The 15,274-nt window shown below is 62.0% G+C and carries 16 protein-coding genes; 2 read left to right on the top strand and 14 right to left on the bottom strand.

The window, feature by feature from the left end; genetic code table 11:
* Positions 1-169: 169 nt before the first annotated feature.
* The 12 genes from rlmD to PAN31117_RS13400 all read right to left on the bottom strand — a co-directional run bounded on the left by rlmD (position 170) and on the right by PAN31117_RS13400 (position 12,001).
* Positions 170-1,705: a 23S rRNA (uracil(1939)-C(5))-methyltransferase RlmD gene (rlmD, locus tag PAN31117_RS13450; protein ID WP_281349175.1), complete on the bottom strand. Its 1,536-nt coding sequence runs from the start codon at positions 1,703-1,705 to the stop codon at positions 170-172.
* Between the two features lie 153 nt (positions 1,706-1,858).
* Positions 1,859-2,635: a 3'-5' exonuclease gene (locus PAN31117_RS13445; RefSeq protein WP_039399083.1), complete on the bottom strand. Its 777-nt coding sequence runs from the start codon at positions 2,633-2,635 to the stop codon at positions 1,859-1,861.
* 107 nt (positions 2,636-2,742) lie between these two features.
* Positions 2,743-3,837: an RNA polymerase sigma factor RpoS gene (gene rpoS, locus PAN31117_RS13440; RefSeq protein WP_150738620.1), complete on the bottom strand. Its 1,095-nt coding sequence runs from the start codon at positions 3,835-3,837 to the stop codon at positions 2,743-2,745.
* A 15-nt stretch (positions 3,838-3,852) separates the two neighbouring features.
* Positions 3,853-4,626, bottom strand: coding sequence for a peptidoglycan DD-metalloendopeptidase family protein (locus PAN31117_RS13435; RefSeq protein ID WP_150738702.1), 774 nt, complete (start codon positions 4,624-4,626; stop codon positions 3,853-3,855).
* Positions 4,627-4,711: 85 nt separating this feature from the next.
* The gene (locus PAN31117_RS13430) at positions 4,712-5,686 is read right to left on the bottom strand and encodes a protein-L-isoaspartate(D-aspartate) O-methyltransferase (RefSeq protein WP_442417693.1); all 975 of its coding nucleotides are present in this window, start codon (positions 5,684-5,686) and stop codon (positions 4,712-4,714) included.
* Positions 5,687-5,895: 209 nt separating this feature from the next.
* The gene (surE, locus tag PAN31117_RS13425) at positions 5,896-6,657 is read right to left on the bottom strand and encodes a 5'/3'-nucleotidase SurE (protein ID WP_039399092.1); all 762 of its coding nucleotides are present in this window, start codon (positions 6,655-6,657) and stop codon (positions 5,896-5,898) included.
* A gap of 101 nt (positions 6,658-6,758) precedes the next feature.
* Entirely contained in the window at positions 6,759-7,577 is an 819-nt protein-coding gene (locus PAN31117_RS13420; RefSeq protein WP_150738618.1) for an ABC transporter permease, read from the bottom strand.
* Between the two features lie 45 nt (positions 7,578-7,622).
* Positions 7,623-7,751 carry a hypothetical protein gene (locus PAN31117_RS27725; protein ID WP_281349174.1) on the bottom strand — a complete coding sequence of 43 codons (129 nt, stop codon included), beginning with the start codon at positions 7,749-7,751 and terminating at the stop codon, positions 7,623-7,625.
* A complete protein-coding gene (locus tag PAN31117_RS13415) occupies positions 7,752-8,564 on the bottom strand; it encodes an ABC transporter ATP-binding protein (RefSeq protein WP_150738701.1) in 813 nt (270 codons plus the stop codon).
* Positions 8,564-9,595 (bottom strand): ABC transporter substrate-binding protein, encoded by a 1,032-nt coding sequence (locus tag PAN31117_RS13410; protein WP_150738617.1) that lies wholly within the window; start codon positions 9,593-9,595, stop codon positions 8,564-8,566. Before PAN31117_RS13410 ends, PAN31117_RS13415 begins: the two co-directional genes overlap by 1 nt.
* Before the next feature lie 108 nt (positions 9,596-9,703).
* Positions 9,704-10,906, bottom strand: a complete 1,203-nt coding sequence (locus PAN31117_RS13405) for a CaiB/BaiF CoA transferase family protein (RefSeq protein WP_150738700.1) — start codon at positions 10,904-10,906, stop codon at positions 9,704-9,706.
* A gap of 369 nt (positions 10,907-11,275) precedes the next feature.
* Positions 11,276-12,001 (bottom strand): response regulator transcription factor, encoded by a 726-nt coding sequence (locus PAN31117_RS13400; RefSeq protein WP_150738616.1) that lies wholly within the window; start codon positions 11,999-12,001, stop codon positions 11,276-11,278.
* Here PAN31117_RS13400 and PAN31117_RS13395 point away from each other — a divergent pair.
* The gene (locus PAN31117_RS13395; RefSeq protein WP_150738615.1) at positions 12,000-12,251 is read left to right on the top strand and encodes a hypothetical protein; all 252 of its coding nucleotides are present in this window, start codon (positions 12,000-12,002) and stop codon (positions 12,249-12,251) included. The genes PAN31117_RS13400 and PAN31117_RS13395 overlap by 2 nt on opposite strands.
* Before the next feature lie 117 nt (positions 12,252-12,368).
* Positions 12,369-12,794, top strand: a complete 426-nt coding sequence (locus PAN31117_RS13390; RefSeq protein ID WP_150738614.1) for a hypothetical protein — start codon at positions 12,369-12,371, stop codon at positions 12,792-12,794.
* Positions 12,795-12,815: 21 nt separating this feature from the next.
* Here PAN31117_RS13390 and PAN31117_RS13385 read toward each other — a convergent pair whose 3' ends face one another.
* Positions 12,816-14,147 (bottom strand): hypothetical protein, encoded by a 1,332-nt coding sequence (locus PAN31117_RS13385; protein WP_174990947.1) that lies wholly within the window; start codon positions 14,145-14,147, stop codon positions 12,816-12,818.
* 366 nt (positions 14,148-14,513) lie between these two features.
* Complete coding sequence (locus tag PAN31117_RS13380) at positions 14,514-15,263, bottom strand: peptidase C39 (protein WP_150738613.1); 750 nt, start codon at positions 15,261-15,263, stop codon at positions 14,514-14,516.
* Between the last annotated feature and the right edge of the window lie 11 nt (positions 15,264-15,274).

The raw sequence follows: 15,274 nt of genomic DNA, 5'->3' as shown, positions 1-15,274 counted from the left end.
AACCAACGGCCGGCGGTCAGCCTGACCGCTAGCGCCGCTGACCAGCAGCAATAAAAAAGCCAGTCCTTCGAGACTGGCTTTTTCTTTGGCGGGCTCAGATTCGCGGTGGGCCATCGCCCACCCGGCGCGCGATATCCCGGCCCGTCCGACCGGGCCCGCCGTCGAACACTCAGACGTTCTCGTGGATCACACCCTCACCACCGGCCGCGCCGGCAATCGCTTCGACACCCTCGTCGGCGGCACCCTCGATGACATCCTCCGCATCGCCCGACATGCGCACGCGCGGCACCCACGGCTGCCCGATGCTCTCGTGCTCGAAGACGGCCATCGATTCCACGTGCGAAGTGTGCGGGAACATGTTGACGACACCCGCAAGCGTCAAACGATATCCAGCCTCATGCACCAGCAAACCAGCGTCGCGCGCCAAGGTCGCCGGGCTGCAAGAGACGTACACGATACGCTTGGGCAGACCTTCGTACCCTTGCTGCGCCAGCTCGGCCAGCGCCTTCGACACCGCCAGCGCGCCTTCGCGCGGCGGATCGATCAGATAGCGGTCGAACGCGCCGAGCGCACGCATATCGTCCGCCGTGATATCGAACAGATTGCGGCACGCGAACTCCGTCCGCTCGGCGACGCCGTTGCGTTGCGCGTTAGCCAGTGCACGCTCGGTCAACGCCGTGCTGCCCTCGATCCCCATCACCGTACCGGCACGACGTGCCAGCGGCAACGTGAAGTTGCCCAGCCCGCAGAACAGATCGAGCACGCGCTCGTTCGACTGAGGCGCGAGCAGACGCAGGGCACGATGCACGAGCACGCGATTGATCTGATGATTGACCTGCGTGAAGTCCGTCGGCTTGAACGGCATCCGGATCTGGTATTCCGGCAGCGTGTAATGGAGTTCCGGTTCGAGCGGATAGAACGGCACGGCCGTGTCCGGCCCCTTCGGCTGCACCCAGAACTGAACGTGATTCGCATCCGCAAACGCGCGGAGATTGTCTTCGTCCGCAGGCGTCAGTGGCTCAAGAATGCGCAGCACTAGCGCCGTGACATCGGCACCGATCGCCAGTTCGATTTGCGGCAGACGCTCACGAATCGACAATGATTCGACCAGACGACGCAGCGGCACCAACATGTCCGACACGTGACGCGGCAACACTTCGCACGAATCCATATCGGCGACGTAACTGCTCTTGCGCTCATGGAAACCGATCAGCACACCGCCCTTCTTGGGCACGTAGCGCACCGTCAGGCGAGCGCGGAAGCGGTAACCCCAGTCCGGGCCCTGAATCGGACGAAGCATCGACTCGGCTTTAACTTTCCCGAGTCGGGCGAGGTTATCCTCGAGAACACGTTGTTTGATGGCGATCTGCGCGCGCGGCTCCAGATGCTGCATTGAGCATCCGCCGCACTTGCCGAAATGCGGGCATTGCGGTTTGGCACGCATCGGACTCGACCGAAGCACGTTCACCGTTTCCGCCTGCTCGAATTTGGGCTTGCGGCGATAGCTCAGATACGTGACGCGCTCGCCAGGCAGTGCGCCTTCGACGAAAATGACCTTGCCGGGCTTGAATTCCGGCGTACCCGGTTCGCCCTCGGGTGCGGTGCGGCCAACGCCGCGCGCTTCCATGTCGAGCGATTCGATATCGATGATGCCGGGCTCGGCACTGGGCCGGCCGCGCGAGGAGTTTCGGGAGGAGCGGGTCACGTCTTTGTTCTCATGTGCGACAGCAAACCCGGCATTTTAATCGATTCGTCCGCAAGTGAGACACGGCCAATGTTGGCCGCCCCGCCCGAATCGCCCGAATCGCCGAAATGGACGAAGGTGCGAGACGAAAGTGCGGGACAAGCGTGCGACGGATTACCCCCAGGCGCCGAGATACTCCTTCCAGTGTGCAGCAGGCTCCTGCTCAAGCGAGCGCTTCACAAATTCGATCTCCTGCTCATACTCAGCCTGACGCAGGCCTCCGCGCATTAGCTGATACCGGCAATAGACCAAATACGTATTCACCACGTCGGTCTCGCAATAATTTCGGATCTCTTCTAGCTTGCCGTCGCGATACGCCTCCCACACTTTGCTGCCGTCCATACCGAGCTTACCCGGGAAACCGCACAGCTTGGCGAGGTCGTCCAGGGGTGCGTTTGCGCGCGCCTGATACATAGCGAGCACATCCATCAGGTCCAGATGGCGCTGGTGATAACGGCTGATGTAGTTATTCCATTTGAACTCGCGATCGTCCTCTCCCAGGTCCCAGTATCGCGGCGCGGAAATCCCGTGAATCATGGCGCGATAGTGGAGCACGGGCAGGTCGAAACCGCCGCCATTCCACGACACGAGTTGCGGGGCGTACTTTTCGATGGTGCGATAGAAGCCGGACACCAGCGCCCCCTCCCCGTCCTCAAGCGTGCCCAGCGACTTCACACGAAAGCCGTCGCGGTCGCGAAAGACGCAGGAGATCGCCGCCACGCGTTGCAAATGCAGCGGCAAAAAGTCGTGCCCCACTTTTTCGCGACGGGCAGCAAATGCCGCTTCGGCAACGGCGTCGTCCGACAGCCCGGCGTACGCGGGCTCAAGCCTGCGAAGGCCATCGACATCTGGGATCGTTTCAATATCGAAGACGAGAACGGGAGATGGCATGATGAAAATCAGAAGAAAAAATCAGAAAACATCGGCATTCGACGCCGACGCATCAGAGAAATGAGCAGCAAGTAACGGCCACGCACGCGACGGTGGCGCACCGAATATCAGAGCACCGCGTCCTTGCGCACGCCGTTCGAGGCGAAATAGCGCTTGAGCTTCACGAGCGCCTCTTGCTGGATCTGGCGCACGCGCTCACGCGTGAGGCCCATTTCGTCGGCCAGTTCTTCCAGCGTCGCAGGCTCGACACGGTTGAGTCCGAATCGGCGTTCGATGACATAGCGATGCTTGGTCGACAGACGCGACAACCACAGCCGCATGAGGTCTTCCAGTTCGCGATGCTGAACCTCGTGTTCCGGCGCCTCGCTGCGATCGTCGGAAAGCAGATCGAGCAAACTGCTGCCAGGGTCGATTTCAAGCGGGGCGTCGAGCGACGCCACATGCTCGTTGAGCGCAAGAATATCGGTGATTTCGTCGGGTGTCTTCCCCGTCAGATCGGCGATGTCTTCGATGCGCGCGTCGCGCTGCTCGCCACCATCGACATAAGCGGCACTCTTCTCAAGGTGACGCTTCGCGCGCAAGACTTGATTGAGTTCCCGGATCACGTGCACCGGCAAACGCACCGTACGCGCCTGATTCATGATGGCGCGCTCGATGCTTTGACGGATCCACCAGGTGGCGTACGTTGAGAAACGGAAACCACGCCCCGGATCAAACTTTTCGATGGCGTGCATCAGACCGAGGTTGCCCTCTTCGATCAGATCGAGCAACGGCACGCCACGATTGAGGTACCCCTTCGCGATGCTCACGACGAGTCGCAGATTGCGCTCGATCATGACCTGACGCGCCGCGAATTCGCCTGCTTGCGCGCGCGTAGAGTAGTCGAGCTCCTCCGCAGGCGTTAGCAGCGGTTTGACACTGATGCGATTGAGATAGTGCTGAACGGTGTCGGCCGTGAGTTCGGCCTGCAGCACAGTGCCGAAGTCGTCGGCGTCGGCGGACTTGCGTTTGCGTCCGGTAGTGGAAGAGGACGCCTCCCCTTCCCCCTCGGATGACGAGGCGTCATCATCCTCCGCCTCGCGCTCGTCGAAAGCGTCGTCCACGTCCTCATCCTGCCGAGACTGCCGATCGTCTGCTTCCTGATCGGACTCCGGGACAGCGAGGTCTTCCTCTTGCGAAGTGCGACGCTTTCTCTTGAGCATTCGACCCTGCCTATTTTATCGAGGCGGCAAATACTTCTCCGGATCTACAGGCTTGCCATCTTTACGCACCTCGAAGTGCAGCATCACGCGATCTGCATCCGAGTTGCCCATTTCGGCAATTTTCTGACCCCGTGTCACGGAGTCGCCTTCCTTGACCAACAGTTTGCTGTTGTGCGCATACGCCGTCAAGAAGGTCCCGTCGTGTTTAATGATGACGAGGTTGCCATAGCCGCGCAGACCCGCCCCCGAATATACGACTTTGCCTGCACCTGCGGCAAAGACGGCGTCGCCAACCTTGCCACCGATATTCACGCCCTTGTTCTTCGAGTCGTCGAAGTGGCCGATGATGTTGCCGGCGGCCGGCCACGACAGTTGTAGCGCACCGCTGGAGACTGCAGAAGGCGCGGTAGCGCTAGACGACGTCGCAGGCGGCGGCACCACGGCAGCCGGGCTGCTGCCATTGGTCGGCGGTGTGCTGGCCACCGGCGGCGGCAGCGGCGTACCGGTGTCGCCAGCAGGCGGTTTCACGCGCAAAACCTGACCGACCTCGATCTGATCCGGGTTCTGGATATTGTTCCAGCGTGCGATATCTCTGTAGTTCTGCCCGTTCTCCAGCGCGATGCGGTACAGGCGGTCGCCCGGTTTGACGCGATAGAAACCCGGCGGCACCGGCGTATTGTCGATCACCGGCGCAGTCGCGCCCGGCAGACTGCTGTCGGTCGTCGTACCGCCTACGGTACGGTCGACGACCGGCGCCCCGACTTGTCGCGATGCGCACGCTGCCAGCATGCTCAGCAACAGGACACTGGCGACGCGTTGTTGGAAACCCGCTCGCAAATTCACTCAATTCCTCCGCAGAATAGACCCGACGGGCTTAAATGATGCCCGATTTTAAGGGGACGAATAACACCCTATCAAGCTGCGTCTCGCGCCATTGGCGCGCACCGATGCGCTCGATGAGGGTCAAAATTTGTTGCTCGCCGCCCACCGGGGCGACAAGCCGTGCGCCGACGGCCAACTGATCGACCAGCGCGTCCGGAATTTCCAGGCCGGCGGCAGCGATCACGATGCCGTCGAATGGTGCGACCGCAGGTAATCCGAGCCGCCCATCGCCGTAATGCAGGCGAATATTCGGCACGCGCAACGGACGCAAATTGGCTTTGGCACGTTCATGTAACGGACGAACCCGCTCAATGGAGTACACGTCCCGCGCAACACACGACAACACCGCTGCCTGATATCCACATCCGGTGCCGATTTCCAGCACCTTTTCCAGCGGACGTCCGCTCGAGAGCAGCAGCTCGATCATGCGCCCCACGACCGACGGCTTCGAGATCGTCTGCCCATGCCCGATGGGAAGCGCCGCATCCTCGTAAGCCTGATTGGCAAGCGCGGCGTCGACGAAGCCATGACGTGGCACGGTGGCAAGCGCCGCCAGCACGCCCGGGTGTTTGACGCCCGATGCCGCGACGCGTTCAGCCATGCGTGCACGCACGCGCTCCGATGTCAGCCCGATACCCTCCGGCGAATTCAGGACCGACGCAGTATTCGTACGCACCATGGCCCCCGCGCCTACGCCCGCTGAAGGCTTGGCCGTCCCGACTGGCGTCGCGGCCGCCTTCGTCATCGACTTGGCTGTGCCTTTGCCCACGGCGCCGCCAGCGGAACCGCCCTTCTGGCCAACCCCCGCACCGTGCACCTTGGCTGCCGGCTTCGGTGCGTGTTTAACGACGTGCGAGGCGTGCGGTGCTGGTTGCGCGTGCGGCGCGACGGCCGGCCGCGCCAAACCCTTCGGCACGACCGCGTGCGAGGTCTGTGCACCAGCGGGTCGCGCGGACGCACCCGCCATCGGTGTCGACGCCACCCGCAAATTGTTACTGCTACCGCCGGTCGACGCCTTCCCACTTCCCTGATTCGCTTGCGACGCACCACGCGTCATCGCGGCGGGCGGCGCACCGGCCGGGCTCGCACGCGACGCCTTGTCGAGCACCGGCGCTTTGCGCTGCCGGCGGGTCATCACTTCGGCCAGAGGGAGAGGAAAACGCTTCGGCGGTGTCGTCATCGTTGGGCCACCCCTGCGCTGGCCAGCCAATCGTGCACAACGCCAAGTCGTGCGGTATGCGTGAGATCCAGTTGCAAGGGGGTGACCGAGACGTAATCGTGCGCCACGGCATGGAAATCAGTGCCTTCGCTGCTGTCGCGCGCGTCGCCAGCCGGACCGATCCAATAAATCGCTTCACCGCGCGGATTCACCTGACGGATGACCGGCTGCGATTGATGTCGCTTCCCAAGACGCGTCGACAGCGCGCCTTTGAGGCGCTCATACGGCAAATTGGGAATGTTGACGTTCAACAAGAAGGGCGCGCCCAGCGGCCGCTCCATATAGCGCTCGACCACCTCGCGCGCCACACGGGCCGCGCTGTCGAGGTGATCCCAGCCTTTATTGACTTGCGAGAAGGCGAACGAAGGGATTCCGAACAGGAAACCCTCGGTCGCCGCTGCCACCGTACCGGAGTACAGCGTATCTTCGCCCATGTTCTGCCCGTTGTTGATACCGGAGACCACGATATCGGGCCGCTCGTCGAGTAGCCCGGTCAACGCCACGTGAACGCAATCGGTCGGCGTGCCGTTGATGAAAGTGAAATCATTGGGCGCTTTGAAGACAGAGAGCGGCCGTTGCAGGGTCAGAGAATTGGACGCACCGCTACAGTTCTGTTCGGGCGCCACCACGGTAATGTCGCCAAGCGGCGCCAACGCTTCGTAGAGCGCGGCCAGGCCTGGCGCCTGATACCCATCGTCGTTGCTGAGCAGGATTCGCATGCGGCAATTGTAACCGAGGAAAGGTGCTCGGATATGACGCCATCAAGGCATCGGTGGCGTTCCACCCCCCGCGCTCCATGGCGTCATTCCGTCACATTCGGTTACATTTTTTCGGTCTCTCCGGCTTGCGGTTGCCAGACCAAGAGGCGCCGCTCCACGACGCCGACGAGCCCATCGAGCACCAGCGCAAAGGCTGTGAGAATCAGCACCCCGGCGATCACCGCATTGATATCGAACGTGCCTTCGGCCTGCAAGATCAGGTAGCCGACGCCACGCGACGACCCCAGATACTCGCCAACCACCGCACCGACGAACGCGAGTCCGACCGAGTTATGGAGACTGGAGAACACCCAACTGGTTGCACTGGGCAAATACACACGGCGCAACAACTGACGTTGATTGGCACCCAGCATCCGAGCATTGGCAAGCACCACCGGGCTGACTTCCTTCACGCCCTGATAGACGTTAAAGAAGACGATGAAGAACACAAGCGTCACCCCTAGCGCCACCTTCGACCAGATACCGAGCCCGAACCACACGCCGAAGATCGGCGCGAGAATCACCCGGGGCATCGAATTGGCCGCCTTGATGTACGGGTCGAGCAAGGCCCCTGCGCTCGGCGAAAGCGCCAGCCAGAGCCCCACGCCGAGTCCGAACACGGTACCGATGGCGAACGCCAGCACCGTCTCGAGCAACGTGACGCCCAGATGCAGATAGATCTCCCCGCTGGCGAACCACTGCCAGACCTGAAGCAGCACCTTCTGCGGCTCGCCAAAGAAGAAAGCCGCCTTGTCGGGGCTATCGAAATAGAACGCGGGCAGCAGCGTCGGGCTGGTGAGGACATACCAGACGAGAAATGCCACGACCAGCAGCAGCCATTGCCACAGGCGCAGGTACCGCATGATGGAACGATTACGCATGACGAACGAATTCCGGGAATATCAGACGTGCGGCCGGACCGGTCATCAGACCAGCCAGTCGAACAGGCCAAAGCCGTCCGGCAAATCGAACCAGTCCATCCAGTCGAGCCACCCCGGCCAGTTCAGCCAGTTCAGCGAGACCGTGAGAATGCCGCCGATTTGCCACGCGACCACTCAGACCGCCTTTAACTGTTGTGCGTAGCCCTTGAGGACTTCCTCGCGAAGCACGTCCCATATCTGAGCGTGCAACTCGGTGAAGCGCGGATGGTTACGAATTTCCGCCACGTCGCGCGGACGCGGCAGATCGATCCGGAACTCCCCGATCGGGTGCGTCCCCGGCCCTGCGGCCAGCACCACCACGCGGTCGGACAACGCGATCGCCTCATCGAGGTCGTGCGTGATGAACAGCACCGCACGACGTTTTGCGGCCCACAACTCCAGCAACTCGTTTTCCATGAGCTGACGCGTCTGGATGTCGAGTGCCGAGAACGGCTCGTCCATCAGAATGATGTCGGGATCGAGAATCAGCGTCTGTGCCATGGCCACACGCTTGCGCATGCCGCCGGAGAGCTGATGCGGATATCGATCACCGAAACCGCCCAGGCCCACGCGCTTGAGCCATTCATGTCCACGCGCCTTCGCTTCCTCCGGCGCGACACCGCGAAACTCCAGTCCCGCGGTCACGTTGTCGATCGCGTTGCGCCAGGGCATTAGCGCTTCAGCCTGGAACATGTATCCCGCACGCGAATTGATGCCCTTGAGCGGCTCACCAAAGACCTTGATCGATCCGGACGACGGAGTGAGCAAACCCGCGGCCACATTGAGCAACGTGGATTTGCCGCACCCGGTCGGCCCGACGACCGAAACGAACTCGCCAGGTGCAATGTCGAGCGATGTGTCGGCCACGGCCGTATAACGCTTCGAGCGATCGTCGCGGGCGACAAAGGTGCACGTAATACTGTCGAAACTCAGAGCCGGCGCAGTCATCATTTGTACTTGGCGTCGGCCTTCTTCGTGAACTCGTTCGTGAACGTCTTCGACAGATCGATCGTCTTGCCCTTGACCGTCTCGTCGAACGCCTGCAACGTGCGCAGCGCCGTCGCCGGACCATCTGCCGGAATCAGACCGTCGGGAGAGATCGCCTCTTTCACGCGACTCCAGGCATCGAGATACAACGCGCGGTCGCCCAGCAGATACGCTTCGGGCACCGTCTTGATCAGGTCGGCCTGTCCGGCAGTCTGAAGCCAGCGCAACGCACGCACCATCGCGTTGGTCAGGGCCTGCGTCGTATTCGGATTCTTCTGGATGAACGACTCGTTGGTGTAGAGACAACCGGCGGGCATATTGCCGCCGAACACCGAGACCGTCTCCTTGAGCGTGCGCGTATCCGAGATCACGCGGATCTCCTTGTCGCGCTCCAGCATGGTGATGACCGGGTCGAGGTTGACGATGGCGTCGATGTTGCCCGAACGAATCGCGGCAAGCGCACCGGACGACGCCCCCACACCGACGAACGCGACCTCATTGGGCTTGATGCCGCCCTTGGCCAGCACGAAATTCGCCATGATGTTGGTCGACGACCCCGGTGCGGTCACACCGATCTTCTTGCCGCGCAAGTCGGCAATCGACTTGTAGTTCGGCATCGTCTTGTTCGACACGCCGAACACGATCTGCGGCGCGCGGCCTTGCAGCACGAATGCACGGATGTACTGGTTCTTCGCCTGCAACAAGATCGTGTGCTCGTAAGCCCCCGACACTACATCGGCGCTGCCGCCGACCAGCGCCTGCAGCGCTTTGGAGCCACCGGCAAAGTCCGAGATTTCGACGTCGAGGCCTTCATCCTTGAAATAGTTCAGGCGTTCGGCAATCGTGAGCGGCAGGTAATAAAACAGGTTCTTGCCGCCGACCGCAATCGCGACCTTGGTCTTCTCAAGCCTGTTTTGCGCGAAGCCGGGGCGAATGCCTGCGCCGATCAGGCCAGTCGCGGCCAGTGCCGTGACGAATTGACGTCTTTGCATGGTGTTGTTGTCTCCGTGGTTGCAGCGTTCTTTCTTTGTAAATTCGACGTGCTTTATGACGGGACGCGGTCGTTGCCGCGGCCGTGGCGCTTTGCGCGTAGTGCTGTGTCAGATGACGCCGCTCTCACGCAATGCTTTGATTTGCCCGGCATCATAACCCAGTTGCCCAAGCACTTCGTCCGTATGCGCGCCGAGTTCCGGGCCGAGCCACTGGGTCTGTCCGGGGGTCTCCGAGAGCTTCGGCGAGATGTTCGGCAGATCGATCGGCGTGCCATCCGGGAAGGTATGGCGCTGGATCATCTGGCGCGCGATGAACTGCGGATCCTTGAACATGTCGGCCACGGTGTAGATCCGGCTCGCGGGCACGTCCGCGCCCTGCAGCACCGCCAGCGCTTCGTCGATGGGACGCATTTGCGTCCAGTTGCCGATGGCGTCGTCGATCTCCTGCGTGCGCGGCACGCGACCGTCGTTATGCGCGAGGCCCGGATCCTCGGCGAGATCGGCACGGCCAATGGCATGCATCAGCCGCTTGAAAATCGGATCGCTGTTACCGCCCACCACGATCATGCCGTCAGCGCACGGATAGGTGTTCGACGGCACGATCCCCGGCAGCGACGCCCCGGTGCGCTCGCGCACCATCCCTGCGACGCTGTACTCGGGCACCACGCTCTCCATCAGGTTAAAGACGGCTTCGTAAAGCGCAACGTCGACAACCTGCCCTCGGCCGCCATTCACGTTGCGGTGATGCAGCGCCATCATCGCGCCGATCACCCCGTGCAGTGCGGCAATCGAGTCGCCGATGGAAATGCCGATGCGCGGCGGTGGCAGCTCCGGATAGCCCGTGATATGCCGCAATCCCCCCATCGACTCGGCAATCGCGCCGAACCCCGGCCGGTCGCGATACGGGCCGGTCTGACCGTAACCGGACAGGCGCACCATCACCAGCCCGGGATTGTCGGCAGACAACTGTTCGTAGCCCAATCCGAAACGCTCCAGCAATCCGGGGCGGAAATTCTCGACGACGATGTCCGCCTGTGCAGCCAGCTTGCGCACAATGGCCTGACCTTCCGACGACTTCAGGTTGATCGTCACCGACTTCTTGTTACGCGCCTGCACGGCCCACCACAGCGACGTGCCGCCCGCGTCGGGGTGCAACTTGCGCCATTTGCGCAACGGATCGCCGTGCTGCGGATCTTCGATCTTGATGACCTCCGCGCCGAATTCGCCCAGCATGCGCGCGGCGAACGGACCGGCGATGAGCGTGCCAAGTTCGAGCACCTTCACGCCAGCGAGCGCGCCAAAGCCGGGCATACCGGTTGACGGCTTTGCCGCATTGGCCGATTCGGAAATTTGACGGGACGCGTCGGAAGACTGATGGGCGGGTGCCGCAGACGCATTGGCGCCCTGTGGCGAAGTGGATGCGAACGGCGTAGACGACTTGGACAACGCTTGGACTCCTGAGCCTCGTCGACGGCCATCACCGTCGAGTTCGGGACGCTGCCATGAAGGCCGCATCCGTGCATATGGGTGGCAAATGAAGTTCGTATAGTAATTCGGCAGTCGGCGATCGGCCAATAGTCTCAAGGGCAATCCCGGACGATTCCGATGCAGTTCGTCGTCGATTCCGAAGATTGCGCCGACTCAGCGTCGATACAACGGGGGATGCGCGTGAGCGATCGATCACGTCTCGAACAGATGACGCGCGCCACGTTGCGCTGCAATATAGATGGCCTCGCCACGATTGCGCGCCCCAAGACGCCGGTAAAGCGCCGAGACGTGCGTCTTCGCCGTGCCTTCCGAGATCACGAGTTGCTGGCAAATGGTCTTGATGGACAGGCCTCGGGAGAGCAGCGCCAGAATTTCGTATTGCCGCTGGGAGATGCCGAGCAACGCAGACTCGGCGAGTTGCGTCGCCTTGTCCCCGCCGAGCGGAAACACCGGCAGACGGGAAAGCGGCAGCGCCTCGCCCAAAGCCTCCTGACGCCACAGCACCAGCAACGCCGAGAGCGCCTCTTCCGGCACGAAACGCCCACCGGAGAACGCCAGGTCGAACACCGAACGAATACGCGCCACCGAGTTCGGCCAAGGCAGACACGCCGTCACGCCGGCTTGCAGCCAGCGAATGATCTCATCGGGAAAACCCGCATCACCGACCACGATGACCGGCACAGGGGGAACGCACTCGGCGGCCGCCGAGCACAAGGTGTCGAGCGCGGGCGTTCGCGCCACGGACTCATCGAGTACGAGCACGCGACGCGAAGGCAACTCGCGCAGCCATACCCAGTCCTGCGTCGCCACGCTTTCGACGTGACGCAAGACCGGTGGCGTCGCGTTCGCTTCGGTTTGCAACGCGACCTGGAGGCCGCTCAGCCAGGCGGCAGCCTCACCTAGGACCAGCACACGCATGATTTCCCCTGTCATTCCGGTCGGCATCCCCATGCCGCCGCCCCGCTTTTTTTTCGAACGAACCGCGCCTTTGGCATTGTTCTTAACAGGACAAAAACCGAAGAAATCCTCCAGCGCTTGTCACGGTTTACGCATAAGGCGTCATCTTGCTTTCAAGGCAGTTTATGCGCTAAGCCCGCGTGGCGGCGAATCCGTTTCTCGCGGAGCCTTATCCCTGTTGCCTCAGCGCGACAATCCGCAATTTGCGTAAATTATTTACTCAAATTTCGGAAATTCCGCTATTACTTTTTCCCCTTTCTTTTCTCACCTGACGCAATAAAATACAAAAAGTCTGAGAGGACAGTCTGCGGAGGCCGGGGGGCACGCCATGTTCAAAATTTCCGTCAGCACGACGCGCAGTGCGGTGTTTTGTCTTGCCGCCGCGTGCTTTGCGAGTACCGCGCAGGCCGACGTCGTCGGCGTCGGCGGTATGCCGGCGACAGTGAGCGATGCCTTGCTCGCCAGCACCCATGCCGCAAACATATCGCGAAGTCTGGTCACCAGCATCGGCAACGCCGGTCCGACTACCATCGCCCCCGTCAATTCGACGACCGTTGCCAATAATGTCCGTCTCTGGGACGAAGTGATTCCGCCCGCCCCGTCGCCCAAACCGACTCAGGCCTCGCTACCTGCCACCGCGCAGCCGCGCACGACGATTGCCGTTTCCTCAATGTCGCAGACGACGACCGGCATGATGGCCACGAACCTCAAGGTCAACGCAAGCGGCCGCATGGGATCTGCGGCCGCTCGCTGATTTCTCCTATCCGATCAAGCCTCAGAACGTGTACGGGAAACGAACCCCGATCACGTAGTTCGGTGCGTCCGGCGACATGCCAGCATTGACGTAACCGTTGACCGTCCAGTGCTTGTTGATGGCGTAGTTGATGCCGAAGTTGAGCGACGCCGCGTTGGTCGTACTTCCTGCCACTGTCGTCCACGGTCCGCCCGGCGTGGCCGTCTTCGTTGCACGCGAGATCGCCGTCGAATACGAGATCGACAGCGCCGTCTTGTCGTTGAGCGCCAGTGCCATCCCAGCCCCCACCTGCACGATGTCGCCAAGCTTGACCTTGGCCGGCTGCGTCGTGCCTTCGATCGTGGAAATGTCGTCGAACGTCTTCGCCACGTTGTACGTGTACGCCACGTTCGCGAACAACACGATCGGGTCGTAGGTGCGCAGGAACGACAGACCGGCCGTAATGGCCCAGATGCCGTTACCCGTTGGCAACCGCGACGGCGTAGTCAGGTTGTTGTTCGTCGGATCGGGCGTACCCAGCTTGATGCCGAACGGCGATGTGCCGGTCGGTGCGGTCACGCGCAACGACGCCACGATATCGGGCCAGTTGGCGTTTTCCTTCATGAGCTGGTAATACAACGACGCATTCACGTCGCCGATATTCGCCGAGTTCTTGCTGATGTCGCTGATCGACGACGCCGCACCGCCCACCCCGCCGGAGATGAAGTCCGAGTTGCGGTACAGGTAGGGCACGTCGAACGCCACGCTCAACCGGTCGGTTACCCCGTAACGCGTGTTGACGTCGAACGTCCACACATTGGCCTTGGTCTGGCCGAGGTTCAACTGACCGAGGAAGATGGCGTCGAGGGCGAGAAAGCCGCTCAGCACCAGTTGGCGCCGGTCGTAGTAGCTGTAGCTGATACCCGCATCGATGGTGAGCTTGCGATCGAACAACGGCGCGTGCTGCGCCTGAACGACGGCTTCTTCGGCAGGCGTGCGCTGCGAGTCGTTCTCGCTCTTCTGCATCTGCTGCGTCTCGCCAATGGGCGTGGCCGAGGTCGGTCCGGCCGCCCCGGCAGCGCCGCCACCGGGCGTGCCTGCGGAGCCGGCGGCCGAGCCGTCGCCCGGCGAGACTTGCGCAATCTGCGCGGTATCCCACGCGGTCAGACCGCGACCGCGTTGCGCCATCTCGATATCCGTGAGGCGCTGCTTCAAAGAAGAAATTTCCCGCTGCTGCCGGTCAACCATGTCCATCAACATCTGGAGACGGTTATCCGGCGATGGGTCCGTATGCTCCTGAGCCTGGGCCGATAGCGTGAAAAGCAGTACCCCCAACGGAATAGCGGCAACGGGAAAAAAGCGGTGAGTGTTCATGATCCCCCCCGGGTGAAAAAGCGGACGGGTGTCCGCGCGCAATCCAACAAACACGTGTTGCAAACAACGGTTGTCCTTGCTGCTCGACTGCGGGGTGATGCGTACGGAACACGAGACAGAGATCGAAAGCGTCAACAGCATCGCCGATGCACCCTGCCCGGGCCCTGCCGACATCACCTTCTTGTGCGCCGCGAGTGTTTTGCGGCGGCGCCCCACGTCTAGTTGTCATGGCGTCCGGCAAAGACCTGCCGGACGTTGCTGCCGGCGTCGCGCCGAATGCATCGACCACGACGCCGTCACTTCGCTTGCTGCGCCCTACCTTTCACTTGACTTCACTTGAAATGCGTTCACGCGCGCTCAGTGCCATCAATGCCGAATGGCGACCATATTCGCCATCGCGTTCTGAATGCCGAGCTGACGCAGTCCGCCCGACGTCAGCGCGCTTGTCTGCAGGCTCAGTTGCATGGTGTTCATCACCTGCTGCGCGTTCCCTGCCACCTGAACGACCTGCATGATCTGGTTCATGGCTCCCCCCGCACCGCCGGCAACGCTTTGTCCAAGATTGCCGTTCGGGGTGTTGAGCGAGAGCTGCATACCGGCCGAACTGATCGCCACGCTCGCGCTCAGGTTACCGACCGTGGTGCTCGAGTTGCTCGTCGACTTGTTGCTGATCGGCACCAGCAGCGCGAGCGACACGCCCGGACCGTACTGGATGATGGCCTTGTTCAGCGCGTTGTTGGCATCGCCCGCAACCTGCGTAATCTGTGCGACCCCGTTGACCAGTGCGTTGGCGGCGCCGGTCACCGCTTGCGTGGTCGGGGCGACAGCATTCACGACGCCCGGGATGATGGCCGTCGACGAGCCGGTTTGCACCTGGCCCTGATTCACACCAAGCACACCGGTGGCGAGCAGGCTCGCGCCGTTGGGCATCTGCCACTGCGACTGCATCACGAGCTGAAAGCCCGTGATCATGTTCTGTTCTGCGTACTTGCCGGTCGCGTGCGAGAGCACTTCATCGCTCACAGGCGTCCAGCCCTCAGGCATCACGTTGGATGCGAACGCCGGCACGGCGCCTGCAAACAACGGGATGGCCAGCATCGGGACGTATCGATTCATGATGGTCTGGT

It is taken from the genome of Pandoraea anapnoica, from assembly GCF_902459765.1.
Lineage (GTDB): Bacteria > Pseudomonadota > Gammaproteobacteria > Burkholderiales > Burkholderiaceae > Pandoraea > Pandoraea anapnoica.
This window is presented reverse-complemented; position numbering and strand designations above follow the sequence as displayed.